The sequence below is a fragment of the Cupriavidus sp. CP313 genome (genome assembly GCF_054072015.1).
The window spans coordinates 1-21,827 of record NZ_JBSVZB010000006.1 but is presented as its reverse complement, the minus strand read 5'-3'; the positions used below and the strand labels follow the sequence as shown (position 1 = coordinate 21,827).

Here is a 21,827-nt window from a genome sequence, read left to right as displayed (position 1 = left end):
TTTCGCTGTGCGGAACGGTCGTGCTACAACATTGACGCCCCCCATCCCCGGATCCCAGCATGGAACCCAAGCAACCACCGCACAGCATGGACCGCAATCCGGAACACCTGCCCTTGCCGGGCCTGGCCAGCGAGGACGCACTGGCCACCGACCGCCAGTTCGCCACCAACCTGGCGCGCGGCCTGGAGGTGCTGCGTGCCTTCACGCCGTCCAGCCCGGTGCTGGGCAACCAGGACATCGTGGCGCGCACCGGGCTGCCCAAGGCGACGGTGTCGCGGCTGACCTACACGCTGGGGCTGCTCGGCTTCCTGAGCCGCGTGCCCGGCAACCAGAAGTACCGGCTGGGCGCCGGCGTGCTCGCGCTGGCCTACCCAATGCTGGCCGGGCTGGCGATCCGCCAGGTGGCGCGGCCTTACATGGAGGCCATTGCGCGGGAAACCGGCTGCACGGTGAACCTGGGCATGCGCGAGCGGTTGTCGGTGGTGTACGTGGACAGTTGCCGGCTGGATCCGGGCAACCTCTACCAGCCGGACATCGGCAGCACCCGGCCCCTGCTGGCCAGCGCAATCGGTCGCGCGGTCCTGCTGGCCTGCAGCGCCGACGAGCGCACGGCACTGCTGAACCGGCTGCGCGTGGACGATCCGGAGCGCTTCAACGTTGAGCGCCAGATGTGGGCGGACGACCAGAAGCACTTTCGCGCCCACGGTTACTGCCTGAGCCGCGGCGAGTGGCGGCCAGAGATCCACGCGATCGCGGCACCCGTGCGCCAGTCGCTGCACGAAGACGCGTTCGCGCTGAACTGCACCATCGCCGCATCGCGCAACCGCGACAACATGCTGGAGCGCGAGGTGGCGCCAAGGCTGCGCGAGGCGGTGCGGCAGATCGAACTGAGCTGCGCGCGGTAGCCGACAGGACACAGCAATGCAGTCTGCCGGTGATGTCGCCGGCAATGACAAGCGGCCCGCCAGAGGCCCGCATGAAACCGCGCCGCGGGAAATCCCCTGGCGCAGGCAACCCAAGGAGACAAGATGGATGCCATCCAACCATTGCGCCGGCTCGCCGCCGGCATGCTGGCCTGCGCCGCGCTGATGCCGCTGCCAGCGCTGGCCGCCCCTGACAATGCGGCGCGCTTCCCGGACCGCCCGATACGGATCATCGTGCCGTTCTCCGCCGGCGGCGTGGTCGACTCCGTCACCCGCATCACCGCGGAGAACATGGCGAAGGTGCTGACGCAGCCCGTCATCGTCGAGAACAAGACCGGCGCCGGCGGCGCCATCGGCGCGGACTTCGTCGCCCGGTCGCCCGCCGACGGCTATACGCTGCTGGCGGCCAGCCCCAGCTATGTGGTCGGGCCGCTGCTCAACCCGTCGGTCCAGGGCAAGGGTGGCAAAGACTTCCGCGCGGTGGCGGGCATTGGTGCCGTACCCAACGTGATCGTGGTGCCGGCCGCGTCACCGCTGCGCACGCTGCCTGAACTGCTCGACGCCGCGCGCAGCCAGCCCGGCACGCTGACCTACGCCAGCGCGGGCGTCGGCACCTCGAACCATCTCTCGGCGGAACTGCTGGCGCAGATGACGCACGTGAAGCTTACCCACGTGCCCTACAAGGGGCAGCCCGAGGCCATGAGCGACCTGCTGGGCGCGCGCGTCTCGATGATGGCGCTGACCTCGGCCATTGCCCGCCAGCAGGTGCAAAGCGGCAAGCTGCGGGCGCTGGCGGTGACCTCGGCAAAACGCTCGCAGGCGCTGCCCGACGTGCCCACCGTGGCCGAGGCCGTGCGCCTGCCCGGCTATGAAGTGGGTGCGTGGTTCGGCCTGGTCGCGCCGCAGGGCACGCCGGACGCGGTGGTACGCAAGCTGGCCGAGGCCGCCGCGCAGGCCACATCGGACCCTGCCACGGCTCACCGCCTGGCCGAGCTCGGCATGGATCTGGCACCGCAATCCACCGCCGCATTCGACCGCTTCCTGGGCACCGAAACCAAGAAATGGACCGGCGTGCTGAAGACCGCCGGCATCACGGCACAGTAGCCGCACACGCTCATCCAACCAACCGGAAACCCTCCATGATTCGCGACTCCGCCCGCCAGCAAGCGCTGCTTGCCGATATCCGCCGCTTCGTGCTGGAAACCTGCATCCCGCTAGAGGCGGAGATCGACCGTACCGATTTCATCCCCGAGCCCGTGGTCGAGCAGATGCGCCGCCTCGGCCTGTTCGGCCACAGCATCCCCAAAGCGTACGGCGGCGCAGGGCTGACCACGGAAGAACTGGCGCTGGTGAATATCGAGGTCTCGCAGGCCGCCACCGTGTTCCGTGCCCGCTTTGGCGGCAACACCGGCATCGCCTCCGAATCGCTGGTGGCCGACGGCACCGAAGCGCAGCGGCAGCGCTACCTGCCGCGGTTGGCCTCCGGTGAAGTGACCGGCTGCTTTGCGCTGACCGAGCCCGAAGCCGGCTCCGATGCGACGTCGCTGCAAACCACCGCACGCCAGGACGGCGATCACTACGTGCTGAACGGCGCCAAGTGCTTCATCACCAATGCCCCGATCGCCGACCTCTTCACCGTGTTCGCCCGCACCGATCCCGATACGCCCGGCGCCCATGGCATCAGCGCCTTCCTGATCGAGCGCGGCACCCCGGGCCTCAGCACCAGCGAACCGGAACGCAAGATGGGACAGCACGGCTCGCCGGTAGGCGATGTCTACCTGAAGGACTGCCGCGTACCGGCCAGCACCATCGTCGGCGGCAAACCCAATGTCGGCTTCAAGACGGCGATGAAGGCGCTGAACAAGCAGCGCATCAACCTCGCGGGCCTGTGCGTGGGGCCGGCCATCCGGCTGGTCGACGAGATGGTCCGCTACGCGGCGCAGCGCCGGCAGTTCGGCAAGCCGATCGCGGACTACCAGCTGGTGCAGCAGATGATTGCCGACAGCAATACGGAACTGCACGCCGCCCGCGCACTGGTGCTGGACACCGCGCGCAAGCGCGACGCCGGCGAAGACGTGACCATGGAGGCGTCGATGTGCAAGCTGTTCGCCTCAGAGATGGCTGGCCGCGTGGCCGACCGCGCGGTGCAGGTGTTCGGCGGCAGCGGCTATATGGCGCGCACCGTGGCCGAGCGCTTCTATCGCGATGTGCGGCTGTTCCGGCTGTATGAGGGCACGACGCAGATCCACCAGCTCAATATTGCGCGCAGGACGATGGAGGCGCGGGGGGCGGCGCTGGAGGGCGGCAGCGCAGGCTGATGCGCCCCGCGCGGGGCATACCCGCCGCTCAGCCGCCCCGCACCCGCCCCGTCTTCTCCGCCAACGGCGAGCGCACGCGAAAATGCGCCGCCAGCAGCGCCGCGAATTCCTCCGCGATCTCCGATGGCGCGGAATGCCCGGAAAACGCCATGCGCACCTCCACCGGGCAGCGTGGTGCGAGCGGCACCACGCGCAAGCCATGTCCGAATACAGCCGCGACATAGGGATTGACGATCCCTATGCCCGCCCCTTCGGCCGCCATCGTGCAGATCGTGCCTGAGTAAGTGGTCTCGATGGTCGCCGACGGCTCGACGGCGGCTCGCTGCATGAGCCGCTGCACCGCCAGGTGCAGCGCATCGTCTGCGTTCAGCAGGATCAGGAATTGACCGCGCAGGTCGCGCACGCGAAGGGTGTCGCGCGCCGCCAGCGGATGTTCCGGGTGCATGACGCACACCGCTCCCGACTGATGCACCACGTTGACATCCAGGTGCGGATGGTCGATCTCGCTGGTGGTCAGCACCAGGTCGTACAGGCCATGCAGCAGCCCTTCGCGCAACTGGTGCCCGCCGACCGTTTGCAGGCTGATATGCACGTCCGGGTGCCGCTCGGTGAACGGCCGGATCACCTTGGGCATTACCCCCAGCCCGAGCGAAGGCGTGCAGCCGATGCGCAGCACGCCAGTGCCGGACTTGCGCAGCACCGCCACGTCCTGCTCGATCCGCGCCAGCCCCTGGAAGTGGTTCTGCACCGTGTCGAACAGGCGCTGCGCCTCCTGCGTCGGCCGCAGCCGGCCTTTCTGGATATCGAAGAGCTTCAGTTCAGTCGCCGCCTGCATCTGGGCCAGCAAACGGCTCACAGACGGCTGGGTCGTATGCAGCATGGCAGCGGCCGCGGTCGTGGTTCCGGTCAGCATGACCGCGCGGAACGCCTCGATCTGGCGGAAATTCAAGGGACGGGACATGGCATCGGCAAGGGACTGGCGAGTCGGGCAATGTATATCAAATCTGCATAGGGTACATTGAACAAAGAATTATTCAGAATGCCAACCCCTCCTCTACACTCGCTTCGCATTGCCGCTTCCAAGACGGCAGGACCAGAACCCAAGGAGAAAAGTGATGAAGCGGCATTCGCCCCGGAATGATTGGAAACGCGGGATCGTTGCGGCCGTGCTGGCCATCGCCGGCACCGGCGGCGCACTCGCCCAGGCGGGCTATCCGGACCACACCATCCGGATCATCGTGCCGTTCAGCGCGGGGGGCAGTTCGGACCTGCAGGCCCGCATGCTGGCCGACCGACTGGGCAAGCTCTACAAGCAATCGGTGGTGGTCGAGAACCGGCCCGGCGCCGGCGGCCATATCGGGGGCAAGGCCGTGGTCGATGCAGCGCCCGACGGCTACACGCTGCTGCTGGGCTCGCTGGGCCTGCACGCCACCTATGCCACCTTCAGTAAGCTGAACTACAACCCCGCCACCGACCTCAAGGTCGTGACGGTGCTGGCCGAGATGCCGCACGTGGTGGTGGTCAACCCGAAGCTGGCGGTGAACAACCTGCAGCAACTGGCCAGCCTGGCGCGCCAGCAGCCAGACACCCGGACCTTCGGCTCGGCCGGCGTCGGTTCCTCGGTGCACATGATGGGCGAGTTGTTCCGCCTCAACGCCAATGCCCCGATCACGCACGTGCCGTACAAGGGCAGCTCCGCGGCCATGACGGACCTGCTCGGCGGCCAGATCGACATGATGTTCGAGAATCCGCCCACCACGCTGGCCTATATCCGCTCCGGCAAGCTCAAGGCGCTGGCGGTGACCGGCAAGACCCGCTCGGCGGCGCTGCCCGATGTGCCCACTGCCAGCGAAGCCGGCTTCCCGTCGTTCGTGGCGACTTCCTGGACCACGGTTGCGGTTGGCGCCAGGGTGCCCGATGCGATCGCGGACAAGCTCAACGCCGATATCCGCCAGATCGTGGCCACGCCGGAGTTCCGGCAGGGACTGCAAGAGCAGGGCATGACCCCGGTGGCCAATACGCGCGATGCCGCGCAGAAGTTCGTCGCCGCGGAGAAAGTGCGCTGGGACCAGGTGATCCTGAAGGGCAAGATCACTGCCGAATAAGCGGCTTCCATCCACACACGGACACTCCCCTTTCATGGCTGGCCGCGCGGCCAGCCATTGGCCCTTCCAGACTTCAGCTTCAACACGGACACACACGCTTCATGTCAACGGAACGCATCATTGCCACGCCGCTGCCCTGCCGCCGCGTCGGCGCGGGCGAGCATCATCACTTCTTCGGCTACTACAACAAGACCAACTGGGAGCGCAGCGGCCGCTACCTGCTGGCGCAGCGCGTGCCGATGGCCGATGCTGACCTGACCCCCGACCTGGTTGCCGAGATCGGCTACTTCGACCTGCAGGACAACGAGCGCTTCCATCGCGTGGGGGAAACCACCGCCTGGAACTGGCAGATGGGCTCGCAGCTGCAATGGCTGGATGGCGAAGCGCAGCGCCAGCTTGTCTACAACTGCCGCACCCAGGACGCGAAGGCCTTCTATCCCAACCTGGGCGCCACCATCTTCAACCTCGACACCGGTGAAGCGCGCCAGCTGCCGATGCCGCTCTATGTGCTCGCGCCGGACAGCCGCTATGCACTGTGCGTGGACTACCGCCGCCTCTACGTCACGCACCAGACCATCGGCTACAGCGACCACGGCACCCAGCCCGCGCTGGACAATGCGCCCGCCGGCGACGGCATCCACTACATGGACCTGCGCACCGGCCAGACGCGCCTGAGCGTCAGCTACGCAGCCCTGCGCAACTTCCATCCGCGCGCCTCGATGGACAAGGCCATCCACTGGGTCAGCCATATCGAAATTAACCCGTCCTCGTCGCGCGTGCTGCTGCTGCACCGCTGGACCGAACGGGTCGAGGACGAAACCTGCTTCCTGCACCGGCTGATCACGGTCAACCCGGACGGCAGCGACATGCGCCTGCTCGAATGCTCCGACCATCCGCTGCCGCAGCTGGCTGAAGATTTCGACCCAAGCGCGGTCGGCACCTTCGACTATGAGAAATCCGAGTACCAGATCTCTCACCCGCTCTGGCAGGACGACACCCATATCATCGTGTGGGGACCGCACGCGGGCAACATCCACTACCACCTCTATCACGACAGCCCCGGCGGCAAGGTTGAAGTCATCGGCGACGGCACCCTGACCGAGAACGGTCACATGACCTTCTCGCCCACCAACAAGCGCTGGCTGCTCAGCGACACCTATCCGGACGCGCACACCAGCGAGCGCGTGCTGTTTCTCTTCGATATGGCGCAGGGCGTGCGCCATGACCTGGGCAGCTACTACACCAGCTCGGACCTGAAGAAGGAAAACCGCTGCGACCTGCATCCACGCTGGAGCCGCGACGGGCGGCACGTGTGCATCGATTCGATCCATGCGTCGGAGCGGCAGATGTACGTGGTAGACGTCTCCGCCCTGACTGGCGACGTGGACCCGGACTAAGACTCCCTGGTTGGCGGTCATGCCAGTGCCAGCCCCGCAAGTGACTGACGGGTGGCAATTGCGCCGGCTTTGCACCGGCGCGACACCAACAACGGTCAGACCACCCCGGCAGCCTTAAGCCCCGCCACCTGCCCGGCATCCATGCCCAGCAGATCGCCCAGCACCCGCTCCGTGTCCTGCGACAGCAGCGGCGGCGCGGCGCGCACGGGCACGCGCTGGCCGTCCAGGCGGTACGGCGGCGCCAATACTTCTACGCGGCCGGTCTCCGGGTTGGGCATCTCGGCCAGCAAACCCGCTTCGGCCGAGCGCTTTGAGCGCAGTGCCTCCAGCAGCCCCAGCACCTCGCCGCACGGAATGCCGCCGGCGCTCAGGCGCGACAGCACTCCGCCGCTACCCGGCAGCGTGCTGCGGGTTTACCTTAGTACGCAGCAACACAAGAGTTTGGGGTGAATCGCCCTACTGCCCCGGAACGCCCTGTTCCTAGTATTGACTCACCGCGCGGCGCCTGCAGGACTGCCGTGCGGTACCAGGCATACCCCGCCTGCCACGCATAGCCAGTGTCCCTGATTACTTCATCGAATCCAGCCGTTCACCGGGTGAACGGCTGCGGACACGGCTGCAAAAAAACAAAGGAGACAACATGCTGCACGACCTGCCCGCCCGCCCCGAGACCGTCCACTGGGGCTACTTCGACGCCGCCAAGGCGCCCGCCCTGACCGTGAAAAGCGGCGACCTCATTCGCGCCGAAGCGGTGACCCACCATGCCGGCGATGCCCCCGACCTGATGATGGACGACGCCATCCGCCAGCTCTACCAGACAATTCCCCAAGACGACCGCAACCCCGGCGTGCATATCATGACCGGGCCCATCTTTGTCGAAGATGCCAAGCCCGGCGATGTGCTTGAGGTTCGCTACCTGCAGATGATTCCCCGCTTCCGCTTCGGGGCCAATGTCGCCGCGCACTGGGGCCAGCTCTACAAGGAGTTCGAGAAGGAGCGGGTCACCATCTATGAGCTGGACCAGGCCTCCAACACCGCGCACGCGCTGTACGCCTTCGACTATCCCGGCAAGCTGACCATCCCCGGCAAGGTCGTCGACGAACGCGAATGCTGCCGGCAGCCCGCGCTGGCCGGCGTGCGCGTTCCCGTGCGGCCGCACCTTGGCACGGCCGGCGTCGCGCCCGATGCGCGCGGCCGCGTCTCGACGGTCGAGCCCGGCCTGCATGGCGGCAATATCGACAACTGGCGCATCGGCGCCGGCGCCACCATGTACTACCCGGTCCAGGTCGACGGCGCGCTGTTCTCGATCGGCGACCCGCATATCTCGCAAGGCGACGGCGAAGTCAGCGGCACCGCCATCGAGGCCTCATTGAACGTCCTCTTCCAGGTGGTCCTGCGCAAGGACTTCCACTTCCCGTCGCCGCTGCTGGAAACGCCGGATTGCTGGGTCGTCCATGGCTTTCATGAAGACCTGGATGAAGCCGGCAAGAACGCGGCCCGCGACATGATCCACCTGCTGACCGAGCAACAGGGACTCTCGCGCGACGATGCCTATTCGCTCATGAGCGTCTCGGCTGACTTCGGCGTGACGCAAGTCGTCGATGGCACCCAGGGCATCCATTGCACCATGCCGCGCTCGATCTTCCCGCCCAAGGACAAGGGCTGAGCCGTCAACTCAATACAAAGGGAGAACGCCGCATGCAATACGTCTACATAGGACGCAACGAGCTGGTTGCACTGATTGTCGGCCTGGTCACCGGCACCCTGTATTCCTGGCTGAACCTGCCGATCCCGGCGCCAAACGTCACCGGCGGGATCTGCGCCATCCTCTTCACCTACATCGGCTACCTGATCGTGCACGCCTGGCGCAGGACCATCGCCTTCGGGCGGCCGCCGGAAAGCCGCTGAATCACGCGCAATTCATGAGATTGGGGAATGACATGGTCGAAATTGCATTGGGCAGCACCGAGCTGCAGGCCGCAGCCGTTGGCTTGGTGACTGGCGTTATCTACACTGCGGTACGTGCGCCGATACCGGCCCCGAACGTGCTCGGCGGGATCTTCGCCATCTTTGGCACGTTTGCGGGATTCGTACTGGTGGCCGCGATGCGGGGGCAGTTGCTGTTCGGCTAGCGGAGGGCCTGGCCTTCGCAAGAAATGCTTTGGATGCGCGGCGGACAGCAATGTCCGCCCGTTTTCGCTGTTGCAGCGTGATGCCAGGGAGGCTCAATTGCACCTTTTGCGTTTTTCCACCGAAGCCTATCCACGCAACCGGCGCGGCGCAGCCTGGCGTGACGAACTCCGCGCCGCACGCCTGCATTGCGAAAGCCTGTGCGCCGATCACACCCTGCACGGCACGATCGAGTCCCGGACCACCCCCGCGGGCATCGAGCTGGCCTGCATTGCGTCGGTCCCCCAGACGCTAGCCATCACCAGCGGCGATGGCCGCGGCCTGATGCTGCTGATGCTGACAGAAGGCGAAGCGCACCTCGCTGCGCCGGAACTGCATGAACCGCTGCGGCCCGGGCAGGTTGTCTGCGTGCCGGAACACGCCGCCCGCAGGCTGGCCCTGGCCACCAGCTTCCGGATGCTGATCGTGCATATCGGCCAGGCATTGCTCAGCGCACGCATCACCGCCCCCTTGCCTCGCTCCGCGCTGGTGCTGAGCGGCGACGCCGCGGAACTGTTTGCCCGCCTGCTCCAGTCCATGGCGGCCAGCTTCGACACCATCGTGTCCGCAAACGCCAAGGCCATCCAGCCCTTCGACAACACCATCACCGCCTGCCTTGACGCCGCGCTGGCCGACAGCCAGCCCAGCGCACCGCCGGACATGACGCCCTCGCGCGCGGCCGTCTTTGCGCGCGTCTGCAGCCGCATCGACGCACGCCTTGCCGAGCCGGAACTCAGCCTCGCCGCCATCGCCGCAGACGAGCGCATGTCGGCCCGCTACCTGCAGAAGCTCTTCGAGAAATCCGGCAGCAGCTTTTCCGCCTACCTGCGCACCAGCCGGCTTGAGCGATGCCGGGCCGACCTGGCCAACCACCAATACGACAAGCTCTCGGTCTCCGACATCTGCTATCGCTGGGGCTTCAACGACCCTTCGCACTTCAGCCACGCGTTTCGCGAACAGTTCGGGATCTCGCCCCGCGCCTACCGTGAGCAGACGGCGAACACGCCCGAGCATCGCCCACCGCAGAATGTCTCCCGCGGGCTTCCGGCCAATGCGAAACGTGCTCCCGCCAGTCCTGGCGCGCCCGCGAACGATGGCTCTGCTGCGCGCCTGCAACCGGCGCCCACCATCGTCCCCATCACCCAGGCCCGCTCGCACGCCGCCCGCCCGGAAGGCCGGCACCACTGGCTGCAGGCCACGGACAAGACCGTGCACTGGGGCTATCTCAGCCACGACCTGCCGCCCGTGCTTGAGGTCATGCCCGGCGACACCGTCACCATCGAAACACTGACGCAGCACGCCTCTGACGACCGGGAACGCATGATCGACGGCGACGCCGGCGCCGAAAGCGTCTTTCACTGGACCGCAGAGCAGAAGAACGTCAACCGGCGCGGTGCCGGCCCCATCGACGCCTCGGTCTATGGCCGCGGCGCCGGCGAAGGCTTTGGCGTGCATATCTGCACCGGCCCGGTCGCGGTGCGCGGCGCCATGCCCGGCGATGTGCTGGAGGTGCGCATCCTCGACGTGCGCCCGCGCCCGTGCTGCAACCCGCGCTTTGCCGGCAGGGCCTTCGGCAGCAACGCCGCGACCTGGTGGGGCTTTCACTATCGCGACATGCTGACCGAGCCGCGCGAGCGCGAAGTGGTCACCGTCTTCGAGATCGATTGCGAACGTGCCGATAGCCGGGCGCGCGCGGTCTACAACTTCCGCTGGACGCCGCAGCGCGATCCGTTCGGCGTGCTGCACCCGACCATCGACTATCCCGGCGTACCAGTCGACCACGACACCATCGTCAAGAACTACGACGTGCTGCGCGATATCGAGATACCGGTCCGCCCCCACTTCGGCGTCATCGCCGTGGCGCCGGCGCAGGACGGCCTGATCGACTCCATCCCGCCCTCCAGCTTCGCCGGCAACCTGGACAACTGGCGCGTCACCCGGGGCGCCAGCGTCTATCTCAGGGTTGCCGTGCCGGGCGCCCTGCTGTCGATTGGCGATCCCCATGCCTCGCAGGGAGACTCCGAGCTGTGCGGCACGGCCATCGAATGCTCGCTCACCGGTGACTTCCAGCTCATCCTGCACAAGAGCACCATGATCGACCGCGGCGCTCCCTTCGCCGACCTGAGCTACCCGCTGGTGGAAACCGCCGACGAATGGATCCTGCATGGCTTCAGCTCGCCGAACCACCTGGCTGAACTGGGCCAGATGGCGCAGAGCCACATCTACCTGAAGTCCACCCTCGACGACGCCATGCGCGACGCCTTCCGCAAGACACGCCGCTTCCTCATGTCGGTCAAGGGGCTGAGTGAGGACGAGGCGGTCGCGCTGATCTCCGTTGCGGTGGATTTCGGCATCACGCAGGTGGTCAATGGCAACTGGGGCGTGCATGCCATTATCAGGAAGTCGATGTTCACCCGGCGCTAGCAGACCGCTGCCAAACCTGCCCGCCATTCGCCAATGGGCGAGCGCGCCCTGGGCGGTGCAGCCGTCCATGCGGCACAAAATCACGATGCGTGTCTTTCGCTCCACCAATGTGCCGACGGTCGACCGATTGAACGCGCCTTTGATGAGGTCGCCCTCTCAATGTCCCGGCAACTGCCGCAGATCACTACTACTCGGCTGGAAATGCAGAAATTTCCGAGCGAGAAATAGAAATCGTCCTATATGCGTCTGCTTGCGGCATTGTTATCTTTGCGCGCTAATAGCCGCTCGCCTGCCTGAAATTCAAAAGCGCATTGATTCGTTGGCGTTTGATTTTCGTCACGGAATGTGAATCTTTGCAATCTCGCGATTGGGGCGTAGCAACGTTCCATTATCGTGCGGCATATCGCCCCCGGAACCAACAACCATAGGCTGCATTTTCGAAATCGGAATGCAGCCCGGCCCCGTTTGCGCTTTCGAATTGATGAGACGTCGCTTTCCTTCCCTACTTCCCAGGCTGCTTGGCGCTACGGCAAGCGTTGCGCTGGCGGGTGGCGCGCTCGGCCAGACGCCGCCCGACGTCGAAGAAGCGCTGCGCCGTTCGCGCGCCGAGCAAAATCAGCAGCGCCAGCGTGAGCGCAATATCGAACAGGCCGACGAGCGCGCCCGCCAGGTCCAGGCGCCCAACGTGTCGCTGGACGGCGCCGCGGCTGAACGCGAAGCGCTGTTGACGCACTTACCGGCGGAATCGCCTTGCTTTGCCATTAATCGCGTCCAGCTTTCCGTTCCAGAGGCACTGCCGGGAAGCATCCGCGCATTGGGCGCAAGCGCGTTGCCGATGGACACCTTCCGCTTTGCACAGGAATACCTGGACCAGTATGCCGGCCAGTGCGTCGGCCGCGACGGCGTCAACACCATCGTCAGGCGCCTAGGCGCGCAGATTCTTGGCCGAGGCTATACCACCACCCGTGTGGCGGTGCCGGAGCAGGACCTGTCGACCGGGGTGCTGCGCCTGTCCCTGATCCCAGGCGTCATCCGCCACATCCGCTTTGCTGATGAAACCCTGCGCGGGAGCTGGAAGTCCGCGTTCCCCGCACGCCCCGGCGACCTGCTCAACGTGCGGGACCTGGAGCAAGGCCTGGAGCAGATGAAGCGGGTACCCAGCCAGGACGTCGAGATGCAGATCGTCCCGGGCGAGCTGCCGGGCGAGTCGGACGTAGTGATCACCGTGCGGCGTACCAAAGCCTGGAAGCTCATCGCCTCGCTCGATGACAGTGGCAATACCGCCACCGGCAAGCTCCAGGGCAATTTGTCGCTCGGCATCGACAACCTGCTTGGGTTGAATGACCTCTTCAATATCGGCTATGGCCACGACGCCAGCGTCAATCAGGGTGGACGAGGCTCGCGCGGCTTCAATGCCTTCTATTCCGTGCCGTGGGGCGACTGGACCTTCGCCACCTCCGCCAACAGCAGCGATTACTTCCAGCGCATCGCCGGCGTGAATCAGGTGTTCGAGTCGAGCGGCAACTCGAAGAATGCCGAGCTGAAGGCCATGTACCTCTTCCAGCGCGACCAGTTCCAGAAGAACAGCCTGCAGTTCCGCATCGGCCATCGCTGGAGCCACGCCTTCATCGAAGACACTGAGATCCTGAATCAGCAGCGCAGCACAACCTTTGCCGAGATCGGCTGGCTGCACCGGCACTACTTCGGCACCGCGCAACTCGACTTGTCGCTCGCCTACCGTTTCGGGGTGCCCTGGCTCAACGGCCAGACCCAGGTGAAGACGATCGTGCCCGACGCTCCGAGCCAGCGCGACAAGTTCCTGTACCGCATCGGCCTGTTGGACGCGACGCTCTCGGTGCCGTTCACCGTGCCGCTCTCCGCCGAGCGCCGGCTGCCGCTGCGCTACGCCACCACCTTCCACGGCCAATACTCCGACCGCCAGTTGCTGGCCTCCGAATTCCTCTCCATCGGCAATCGCTGGACGGTACGTGGCTTCAGCGGGGACGTGACATTGGCCGCGGAGCGGGGCTTTTACTGGCGCAACGATCTGGAAGTGCCGCTGGGCTACACGGGCCACAGCTTCTACATGGGGCTGGATGCCGGCACCGTGAGCGGTCCGAGCGCCGCCTATCTGCCGGGCAAGACCCTGGCTGGCACGGCGATCGGCCTGCGCGGCTCGCCCGTCAAGGGCCTCTATTACGACGCCTTCCTGGGTTGGGCTCTCTACAAGCCCGACGGATTTCCCACGCGTTCGCCGACAGGCGGATTCTCCCTGACCCTTCAATACTAAGAACACTAGCAATGAAGCTGCTGTTGACAAACGCTCACGTGGGCTGGGCTGGCGGGCATACCACCTACATTCGCGAACTGGCGAAGGCTTTCGCTGCTCGCCATCAGGTGTTCGTGGCATGCCCGTCTACCAGTGATGTCTATAAACAGTCTCGGGAAATTCCCGGCGTTGAGGTAGTTGCCATGGATTTCCCGAGCAAGCCCAAGAATCTACTGCACATCCTGAGAGTTCGCGGGCAGCTGCGCGACCTGATACGCCGCGAGTGCTTTGACATCGTCCACGTCAACGGGTCGCCAGACCACAGGATGATGATGTACGCGATGGCCGGGCTGGGGGAGCCGAAGCCCAAGGTGGTGTATACGCGCCATGCCTCCACTGCGGTAGGAAAGGGATTCTCCAGCCTTCTGCGCGCGCGCATCGCGACGGACCACGTCATCGCCGTAAGCCATCACACAGCGAGAGCCATGTCGGCGACACCATACGGAACCTGCGGCGTCACGACAGTGCACAACGGCGTGGACGTGACACATTTCTTTCCTTACGACCAGGCAGCGACGCAGGCAGTTCGCAGGCAGTTGCTGGGTGACGCCAACCTGAGCAAGTTGATCGTGGGCACCGTTACCGGGTTCACCGGATACAAGGGGACGATGGATTTGGTTGAAGCGGTCGCCAGCTTGCCGGCGCGCGATCGCGCAGCCATTTATATCCTGGTGGCGGGCGAACCGCCAGATGCCGAGAAGTTGGCACGAATCCGCGAATTGGATATGGAGGGCGCCATTACGGCGCTCGGTGTGGTCAGCGACGTACGGCCTGCCATTGCAGCGTTGGACGTTGGCTTCGTCCTGTCGCATGCCGTGGAGACAATTTCATTTGCCTGTCGCGAAATGATGGCGATGGCAAAACCCGTCATGGTCACGAACTACGCCGGCTTGCCCGAGAACATCGCCCCCCATGTCGATGGCTGGATCGTGCAACCCCGGTCGCCATTGCAGATTGCCGATTGTCTGCAGGAGATCCTGAACCATCGGGAGGCGCTCCAGGAAATGGGAGCTGCCGCGCGCAGGCGCAGTGAACTGTCCTTCGACCTCGAGCGCTTCGTTGCTGGCACTGAGTCGGTCTATCAACGTGTCGCGGGGGGCGACAAATGATCAAGTGTGCTGTTGTTCTGATGTCTTGACGTAAGAAGAAGCAATGAATCAAAACCGTTATCGTCTGGTCTTCAACAAGCAACGCGGCATGCTGATGGCCGTGCCCGAGTGTGCCAACGGCGCGCACAAGGCAGCATCCGGGGAGCGTGCCGGCGGCACAGGCAGGTCGTTCTTGGCAACGCTGCGCCCGATCGCGTGGGCGCTGCTGCTGTCAACAGGGTATGTACAGCTTGCCGGCGCGCAGATTGTCTCCGACCCACGCGCGGGTCATGGCCCTGCAGTCACGACAGCGCCCAACGGCACACCGCTGGTCGGCATTAGTTCCCCGTCCGCACCGCACAGGCCGGCACGCTCGATCTGGCCAACGCCACTGTTACCGCCGGCCAGGGGTTGACGGCCAATGCCGCGGGCCTGATGCGCAGCGACGGCGCCAAGATAAGCGCCGCACGGATCGACGGCACCGCGCAGCAGCTGTCCAACCGGGGCGGCACCCTCTATGCCCAAAATGGCGCGACCATGGCGATCCGCGGCGATGCCGACAATACCGGCGGCGCACTGCTGACCGACGCGGGCGACATGTCACTGTCGGTGGATGGCAAGCTCACCAACGCCGGGGGCCGCGTCACGAATGCCGGTGCGGGCCTGGCTACGGTGCGCGCCCGGCGCATCGAGAACAGCAACGCCGCGGGTACGGCCGGCCTTGGCATGATCGGCGGCAATGGTGCCGTGTCCATCACCACCGACCAGTTGGTCAATACCAATGGCGGTCAACTGATCGCCGGGACCGACCTCGGTCTGCACCTGACCCAGTCGGCCGACAACTCCGGCGGACAGATCTACGCCAGACAGCGTCTGACTGTCGATGGCAGCCAGGTCACCTGGCGCAACGACAGCGGTACGATCTCGGGCAAGTCGGTCCAGTTTACCGGCGCATCGCTCTCGAACCGTAAAGGCACGATCCTCGCGGATGAAGACCTGAAGGCCACCATCGGTGGCGACCTGGACAACACCGGCGGCGCGCTGCAGGGCGGCACCACGCTGGCCGTCTCGTCCACGGGAACGCTCAACAACGACGCCGGCCAGATCGCCAACACGGGCACCGGCAAGACCGGCGTCACGGCGGCAACACTCATCAACACCAACCGGGCCACACTGGGCGGCAACGGCGATGTGGCCGTCAGCGCGAACCAGATTGCCAATACGGCGCGCGCTCAAATGAGTTCCGGCCACGCGATGGAGATTACCGCCGGCATGGCATTCAACAATACCCGTGGCCAGGCCTATGGCGGCTCCGGCCTCACCGTCAATGGTGCGGGCGTTGTGCTCAACAACGACCGCGGCAGCCTTGCTTCCGGCGGGAACACCGCATTCAAGCTTGCCTCGCTCAGCAACGAGGGCGGCAAGGTGGTGGCCGATGGCGACATCAACCTGGACACCAACTCATTTACCGGGACCGGCACCGTTCATGCGGGGAACGACCTCGCGGTTGCCATGCAGGGCGACTACGACAACACCGCCGCCAATCTGCTGAAGGCCGAGCACAACCTGACGTTTGGCACCACAGGCACCTTCAGCAACCAGGGCAAGCTCGAAGCCGTCAACGCCCTCACGGTCAATGGCAACCGCATCGTCAATGAGGCCGGCGCGACAATCAATTCGGCCACGACGACCCTGAATGCATCCGCCGATATCGCCAACGCCGGTCGGATCGAAGGCGATACGCTCACCACCAACGGCGACATCCTCAATAACACCGGCACGGTCATCGGCGGTACGGTGACGACCAATGCCCGCGAAATCCACAACACCGGCGCCGCGGCGATCATGGCCGCCACGGATACCCTGAATGTCTACGGCCGGGAGCAAGACACCAATACGGAAGGCGCCACGCTCTATACCTTGGGCGACCTGAACGTCGCCGCCAACGGCGAGCGTGACGATCGGGGCCTGCTCAAGAACCGCACCGGTCTGCTGCTGAACGACAGCAGCACGATCGAGGGCGGCAGCAACGGCAGCGTGGTGGAAATCGCCGCGCAGGATGTCGTCAACCAGCGTCCGGCTCCAGTGATCGCCAGCGACACTACCGTCGCCACCAAGCACGAGCTCAAGCGCGAGAAGTACATCCCCTGCCCCACGACCAACGCCGACCCGCACACCACCTGCAAGCAGAATGTGTGGGAAGGCCCGTACAAGACGCCAATTGACGTCACCTTCAACGCGAGCCAGATTCGCTCGCGCGATGACTCCAGGCAGCGCCTGATTGTCGACATCAACGGCGTTGACACCCAGATCGACTACAACACGCTGAGCGAGAGCAACGGCGTCGTCTCGGTCAACTACTGGGACGGCTACAACCGCGACATCCACTACGATCCAGCCACGGAGTACGCCACGCGGAACGACGCGCACAATGGCTTCCAGCGCGTCGAGATTGCCCGCGACACGACTACCACAACCGTCACCGATCGCGACGCCAACCCGAATCAGCCCAGCGCCAGCCTGGTCTCCGGCGGAGACATGATCCTGGCAAATGTCGGCACCCTCACCAACCGCTACAGCACCGTCGCCTCGGGCGGCAGCATGCAGATCGGCGATCAGCGGACGAGTTCCGGGGTGCTGGAATCCGGCCAGTTCGGCACCACCACGGTCACCAACGTTGGCCAGACGCTGTATGGCCGTTCGACCCAGGACATTGTCTCGACCTACGCCTGGAACGAGGACGCCAACCGCGATGTCGGGCAGATCGTCCAGCCCAGCGTGGTGATGACGCCCGGCGTGGTCGGCAAGGTCGGCGGCAACATCACTGCCGGGCGGCGTCTGGCCATCTATGGCGGAGGCATCCAGAACCAGGATGTCGGCAAGAGTGACCCGATGGCCGGTACTGGCAGCACCGCCGTGACCGGCACCCAGGTGACCGCACACGGCGTGAACACGGTGACGCTGGCCAACGTGCCGATCCGCCTGCCGACCAATGGCCTCTACAAGTACCACACCGAGCCGGGCTATACGTATCTGATCGAGACGGATCCGCGCTTCACGAAGTATGGCAACTTCATCTCGTCGGACTACATGCTGGGGCTGCTCGGCATCGACCCGGCCATGACGCAGAAGCGCCTGGGCGACGGCTTCTATGAGCAGAAGCTGGTTCGCGACCAGGTGACCAGCCTGACCGGGCGCGTCTATCTGCAAGGCTACGACAGTGCGGAAGAGCAGTACAAGGCACTGATGGCGTCCGGCGTACATGCCGCCCAGCAGTTAAATTTCTTGCCGGGCATGGCGCTCACCGCAGCGCAGATGGACGCGCTTACGACTGATATCGTGTGGCTGGTGTCGGAGACCGTCACACTGCCAGACGGCAGCATCCAAAGCGTGCTGGTGCCGCGCATCTACCTGGCACGCGCGCATGCCGCGGACCTGCAGGCCAATGGCGCGCTGATCGCGGCTGACGACCTGCAGCTGCGCAGTGCCGGCACGCTGCAGAACAGCGGCATTGTCGACGCGAAGAGTCGCCTCTCGATCGCCGCGCGCGATGACGTGATCAATCGTGGCGGCGCCATTCGCAGCCAGGGCATCACGGGCATCTCGGCCGGGCGGGACATCCTGAACCAGTCTGGTCAGATCAGCGGTGCCAAGGTCGGGCTGGTCGCCGGGCGCGACATCCAGAACGTCACCCTCTTCGACCAGCGGGGCGTGCAGTCCGCCGCCGGGAATTCCGAGGCATCGACCAGCCGCTATGGCCAGCAGGCGGGTATCACCTCGACTGGCGACATGCTGCTCTCGGCTGGCCGTGACATCACAGCTACCGGGTCGAACATCAACGCCGGCGGCGATGCGGCCCTGCTCGCCGGCCGCAACCTCACCCTCGACACGCTCGAAGGCAAGATCCGGCAGTCGCTCTACAACAGCGACAAGCACCACGGTGAGGACAGCCGCACCGAGCACACAGTCAGCGCCGTCACGACTGGTGGCAGCCTCACCACGAGCAGCGGCGGCGACACGACTCTCAAGGGCTCCCAGGTCCAGGCGGGTACCGATCTGACCATGGTTGCCGGCGGCGATCTCGTGGCCAGCGCCGTCACCAACGAGACCACCCATGACAACGTGGCGCGCCAGAGCAAGGGCCGCCAGGAAGAAGACCACAGCCGCAACCAGGCCACCGTGGCGGTGAACCTGTCCGCCGGCGGCAATGCGACGCTGGCCGCGGTGAAATCCGCCGATCGGGGCGGCGGGCTGGATCGTTCCGACGGCAAGGGCAACGTGACGCTGACCGGTGCCAACGTGACGGCCGGCGCCGACGGCAAAGGCGTCAGCACCCTGAACGTAGTGGCGGACCGCGACGTGACCGTGGCCGAGGCGCGCGAGCTGCACGACAGCAGCATCGACGTGCAATCGAAGCGCGGCAGCTTCGTGTCCCGCACCTCAAGCAGCGAGCAGTCGAGCCGCCACAGCAATATTGGCGTCGGCAGCACGCTGTCCGGCGACACCGTCCGGGTCAAGGCCGGCAACGACCTGACTGTGCGCCAGAGCGCCATCGCGGCGACCGACGGCGTCGCCCTCACGGCCACGCGCGGCGACGTGCTGGTCACCGCCGGCCAGAACATCCGCGAGGAAAGCGACGCACGGCAGGTCAAGAAGTCCGGGGTATCCGCCTTCGCAGGCCAGGGCGGCGTCGGCGTTTCCGTAGGCAAGAACGAATCGTCTGGCTCAAGCCACACGCTGGCGATTACCCAGAGCGACGCGCGCAGCGTGGTGGGGGCCAGCGACGGCAACGTCATCATCACGGCTGGCAAGGATGCCGCCGTGATCGGCAGCGATGTGATTGCCGGCAGCAAGGGGGACAAGGACAAGGACAAGGCCAGCGCAGGCAATATCGACATCCTCGCGCAGAACGTGACCGTTGCCGAGGGCGTGGATCGCGTGTACCAGGCTGCCAAGCAGCGCAACAGTTCCAGCGGCCTGTCGGTCGCCCTGGTCGGGACGCCCTATGACACCATCAAGAACCTGCAGGCGGTGCAGCGGGACCCCAGCACCGTCTCGCGTGTGACCGGCACGGTCAAGGAACTGGGCGCGTCCGCCCTCACCCTGCCCCAGGTCGATGTGCGCATCGGCAACCAGAAGAGCAGCGCTCAAGGATCGAGCGTGGCCACCACCAGCAGTGGCAGCAGCCTCACCGGTGCCGGCAATGTGCGCGTGCGCGCGACCGGCAACGGGGAGACCGATGCCAACGGCAAGGCGCTCGACGGCAACATCCTGGTGTCAGGCAGCACGATCAGCGCCGGCGACGCGGCCATTCTGGACGCGGCCCGGGATGTGACGCTCCGCGCCTCAACCGACACCTATCAGGCCTCCAACAGCGCCAGCAGCAGCGGCTGGAAGTTCAGCAACGCGCTGCCCAGCCCCGGCGACGTGGCCCGCCATATCGGCGGCGGCCCGAACAACAGCGGCGTCGGCATGGTGCCGTTCGGCAGCCAGACCAGCAATGCCAGCGGGGCTACCGCCAGCAGCAAGCAGAACGCCAGCGTCATCACGGGCAACACCGTGGGCGTGAAGGCCCGCACTGGCGACATCGCCATCGCCGGCAGCGGCATTGCGGCCGAGGGCGATGTGGCGCTGTCCGCAGCCAAGGGCAAGATCGACGTCCTGTCCGGCCAGGACACGCTGTCGCAGCGCTCGGACAGCTCCAGCCGCCAGATCGGTGACCTCGGCGGCACCGGCTACGCCGGCACGGTGGGCGTGCGCAGCGAGTCGCACCACACCGACGCCAACCAGACGACCCAGAACACCATCCGCAGCCAGGTGGTCAGCAAGTCGGGCAACGTGACGATGGCCGCGGGTGAGAACATCAGCGCGCGCGGGGCCGACATTGCCGCTGGCAACGATGTGACGTTGATCGGCAAGAACGTCATCCTCGATCCCGGCGCGGACACCACCAGCCAGAACGAAAGCCATCGCATGAGCCAGTACGGCACGACGCTGGCCCTCTCAGGCTATACAGTCACCGCCGCCCAGGCCGCGGAGAATGCCGCACACGCCGTCGAAGACAAGAAGGACGGCCGCGTGGCGACCCTCTATGGCGTGCAGGCAGGCCTGGCCATCGCCAACGGCATCCAGGGGATCCAGGCCGTGACCAGCGGCGGAGTGAGCCAGACCGCAGCGATCAAGGTGACCGCGAGCGTGGGTGGTGGCAGCCAGAGCAGCGAATCACACAGCCAGGCGAGCACCAACCAGGGCACGACCGTCAAAGCGGGCAATGCGGTCACCATCGCGGCGACGGGCTCCCGCCAGAAGGATGCTGACGGTTTCGCCACCGACGGCGACATCAGCGCGCGCGGCGTGCAGATCGAGGGCAAGACCGTCACCCTCAGCGCGGCGCGCGATGTGAACTTGGAAAGCGCACAGGACCACTCCACCCTGGACAGCCGCAGCTCGGGCAGCAATGCCGGCGTCGGCGTGGGGCTTGGTCTGGGTGGCGATCAGAACGGCTTCACGCTCGAGCTGGCAGCGAGCCAGAACAAGGCGAAGGCCAACGGCGAGGCGGTAACGAACCACAATTCGCACGTGGTGGGCACCGACAAGGTCACGGTGGTAAGCGGCCGCGACACCAATCTCAAGGGAACTCAGTTCATCGGCGACACCATCGAGGGCACGGTGGGCCGGGACCTGAACATCGAGAGCCGACCGGATACCGAGACGTATCACAGCAAGGAGTCATCGTCCGGCATGCAGGCCAGCATCTGCGTGCCGCCCTTCTGCTACGGCACCACGGTGCACGCCAGCGGCAGTGTCACGCAGGGCAATACCGACAGCGTCTACAGCTCGGTGCAGGAGCAGAGTGGCATCTATGCCGGCAAGGGTGGGTTTAATGTCGATGTGAAGGGTAATACCGACCTGAAGGGAGGCATCCTGGCGAGTACCGCGGATCCGGCCGACAACCACTTCAAGACTGGGACGCTGACCACCAGTGGAGCGGCCCCCTGAATCGCCGGACACAGTCCCCCACTTACAATAGCGGGTAGGCATACGACTGTGTTTATGACTAAAACGAAGCAGGAA

At 65.6% G+C, this 21,827-nt stretch carries 14 protein-coding genes and 2 pseudogenes; 13 read left to right on the top strand and 3 right to left on the bottom strand.

Annotation, left to right across the window (positions count from 1 at the left end; genetic code table 11):
* Positions 1-59: 59 nt before the first annotated feature.
* The 3 genes from ACW4E8_RS10500 (at position 60) to ACW4E8_RS10490 (ending at position 3,241) form a co-directional block, all read left to right on the top strand.
* Positions 60-905 (top strand): IclR family transcriptional regulator, encoded by an 846-nt coding sequence (locus ACW4E8_RS10500; protein ID WP_456804442.1) that lies wholly within the window; start codon positions 60-62, stop codon positions 903-905.
* Between the two features lie 123 nt (positions 906-1,028).
* Entirely contained in the window at positions 1,029-2,027 is a 999-nt protein-coding gene (locus tag ACW4E8_RS10495) for a Bug family tripartite tricarboxylate transporter substrate binding protein (protein WP_456804441.1), read from the top strand.
* A 35-nt stretch (positions 2,028-2,062) separates the two neighbouring features.
* The gene (locus ACW4E8_RS10490) at positions 2,063-3,241 is read left to right on the top strand and encodes an acyl-CoA dehydrogenase family protein (protein ID WP_456804440.1); all 1,179 of its coding nucleotides are present in this window, start codon (positions 2,063-2,065) and stop codon (positions 3,239-3,241) included.
* Between the two features lie 28 nt (positions 3,242-3,269).
* Here the strand turns inward: ACW4E8_RS10490 and ACW4E8_RS10485 are convergent, their stop codons facing one another.
* On the bottom strand, positions 3,270-4,202 hold the full coding sequence (locus ACW4E8_RS10485) for a LysR substrate-binding domain-containing protein (RefSeq protein ID WP_456804439.1): 933 nt from the start codon (positions 4,200-4,202) through the stop codon (positions 3,270-3,272).
* Positions 4,203-4,356: 154 nt separating this feature from the next.
* On the opposite strand from ACW4E8_RS10485, the gene ACW4E8_RS10480 reads away from it, so the two are divergent.
* The gene (locus ACW4E8_RS10480; RefSeq protein ID WP_456804438.1) at positions 4,357-5,346 is read left to right on the top strand and encodes a Bug family tripartite tricarboxylate transporter substrate binding protein; all 990 of its coding nucleotides are present in this window, start codon (positions 4,357-4,359) and stop codon (positions 5,344-5,346) included.
* A 101-nt stretch (positions 5,347-5,447) separates the two neighbouring features.
* Positions 5,448-6,743: a hypothetical protein gene (locus tag ACW4E8_RS10475; protein ID WP_456804437.1), complete on the top strand. Its 1,296-nt coding sequence runs from the start codon at positions 5,448-5,450 to the stop codon at positions 6,741-6,743.
* Positions 6,744-6,838: 95 nt separating this feature from the next.
* On the opposite strand, the pseudogene ACW4E8_RS10470 reads toward ACW4E8_RS10475, so the two are convergent.
* Positions 6,839-7,126: pseudogene (locus ACW4E8_RS10470) on the bottom strand (CoA transferase); the annotation flags it as partial.
* Between the two features lie 257 nt (positions 7,127-7,383).
* Between ACW4E8_RS10470 and ACW4E8_RS10465 the strand changes: the two are divergent.
* The 4 genes from ACW4E8_RS10465 to ACW4E8_RS10450 all read left to right on the top strand — a co-directional run bounded on the left by ACW4E8_RS10465 (position 7,384) and on the right by ACW4E8_RS10450 (position 11,336).
* Complete coding sequence (locus tag ACW4E8_RS10465) at positions 7,384-8,409, top strand: acetamidase/formamidase family protein (RefSeq protein WP_456804436.1); 1,026 nt, start codon at positions 7,384-7,386, stop codon at positions 8,407-8,409.
* Positions 8,410-8,441: 32 nt separating this feature from the next.
* Positions 8,442-8,651 carry a XapX domain-containing protein gene (locus ACW4E8_RS10460; protein WP_010812532.1) on the top strand — a complete coding sequence of 70 codons (210 nt, stop codon included), beginning with the start codon at positions 8,442-8,444 and terminating at the stop codon, positions 8,649-8,651.
* Positions 8,652-8,683: 32 nt separating this feature from the next.
* The gene (locus ACW4E8_RS10455) at positions 8,684-8,875 is read left to right on the top strand and encodes a DUF1427 family protein (protein ID WP_010812533.1); all 192 of its coding nucleotides are present in this window, start codon (positions 8,684-8,686) and stop codon (positions 8,873-8,875) included.
* A 97-nt stretch (positions 8,876-8,972) separates the two neighbouring features.
* On the top strand, positions 8,973-11,336 hold the full coding sequence (locus tag ACW4E8_RS10450) for an acetamidase/formamidase family protein (RefSeq protein ID WP_456804435.1): 2,364 nt from the start codon (positions 8,973-8,975) through the stop codon (positions 11,334-11,336).
* A 39-nt stretch (positions 11,337-11,375) separates the two neighbouring features.
* Here ACW4E8_RS10450 and ACW4E8_RS10445 read toward each other — a convergent pair.
* A pseudogene (locus ACW4E8_RS10445) lies at positions 11,376-11,513 on the bottom strand (IS30 family transposase); the annotation flags it as partial.
* A gap of 304 nt (positions 11,514-11,817) precedes the next feature.
* Between ACW4E8_RS10445 and ACW4E8_RS10440 the strand changes: the two are divergent.
* Genes ACW4E8_RS10440 through ACW4E8_RS10425 form a run of 4 tightly spaced genes read left to right on the top strand, consistent with a single transcriptional unit; the run spans position 11,818 to position 21,752 of the window.
* Complete coding sequence (locus ACW4E8_RS10440; protein WP_456804434.1) at positions 11,818-13,626, top strand: ShlB/FhaC/HecB family hemolysin secretion/activation protein; 1,809 nt, start codon at positions 11,818-11,820, stop codon at positions 13,624-13,626.
* A gap of 11 nt (positions 13,627-13,637) precedes the next feature.
* Entirely contained in the window at positions 13,638-14,774 is a 1,137-nt protein-coding gene (locus ACW4E8_RS10435) for a glycosyltransferase family 4 protein (protein WP_456804433.1), read from the top strand.
* 43 nt (positions 14,775-14,817) lie between these two features.
* On the top strand, positions 14,818-15,168 hold the full coding sequence (locus ACW4E8_RS10430) for an ESPR domain-containing protein (RefSeq protein WP_456804432.1): 351 nt from the start codon (positions 14,818-14,820) through the stop codon (positions 15,166-15,168).
* Entirely contained in the window at positions 15,165-21,752 is a 6,588-nt protein-coding gene (locus ACW4E8_RS10425) for a hemagglutinin repeat-containing protein (RefSeq protein WP_456804431.1), read from the top strand. The genes ACW4E8_RS10430 and ACW4E8_RS10425 overlap by 4 nt, the downstream gene beginning before the upstream one ends.
* Positions 21,753-21,827 lie beyond the last annotated feature (75 nt).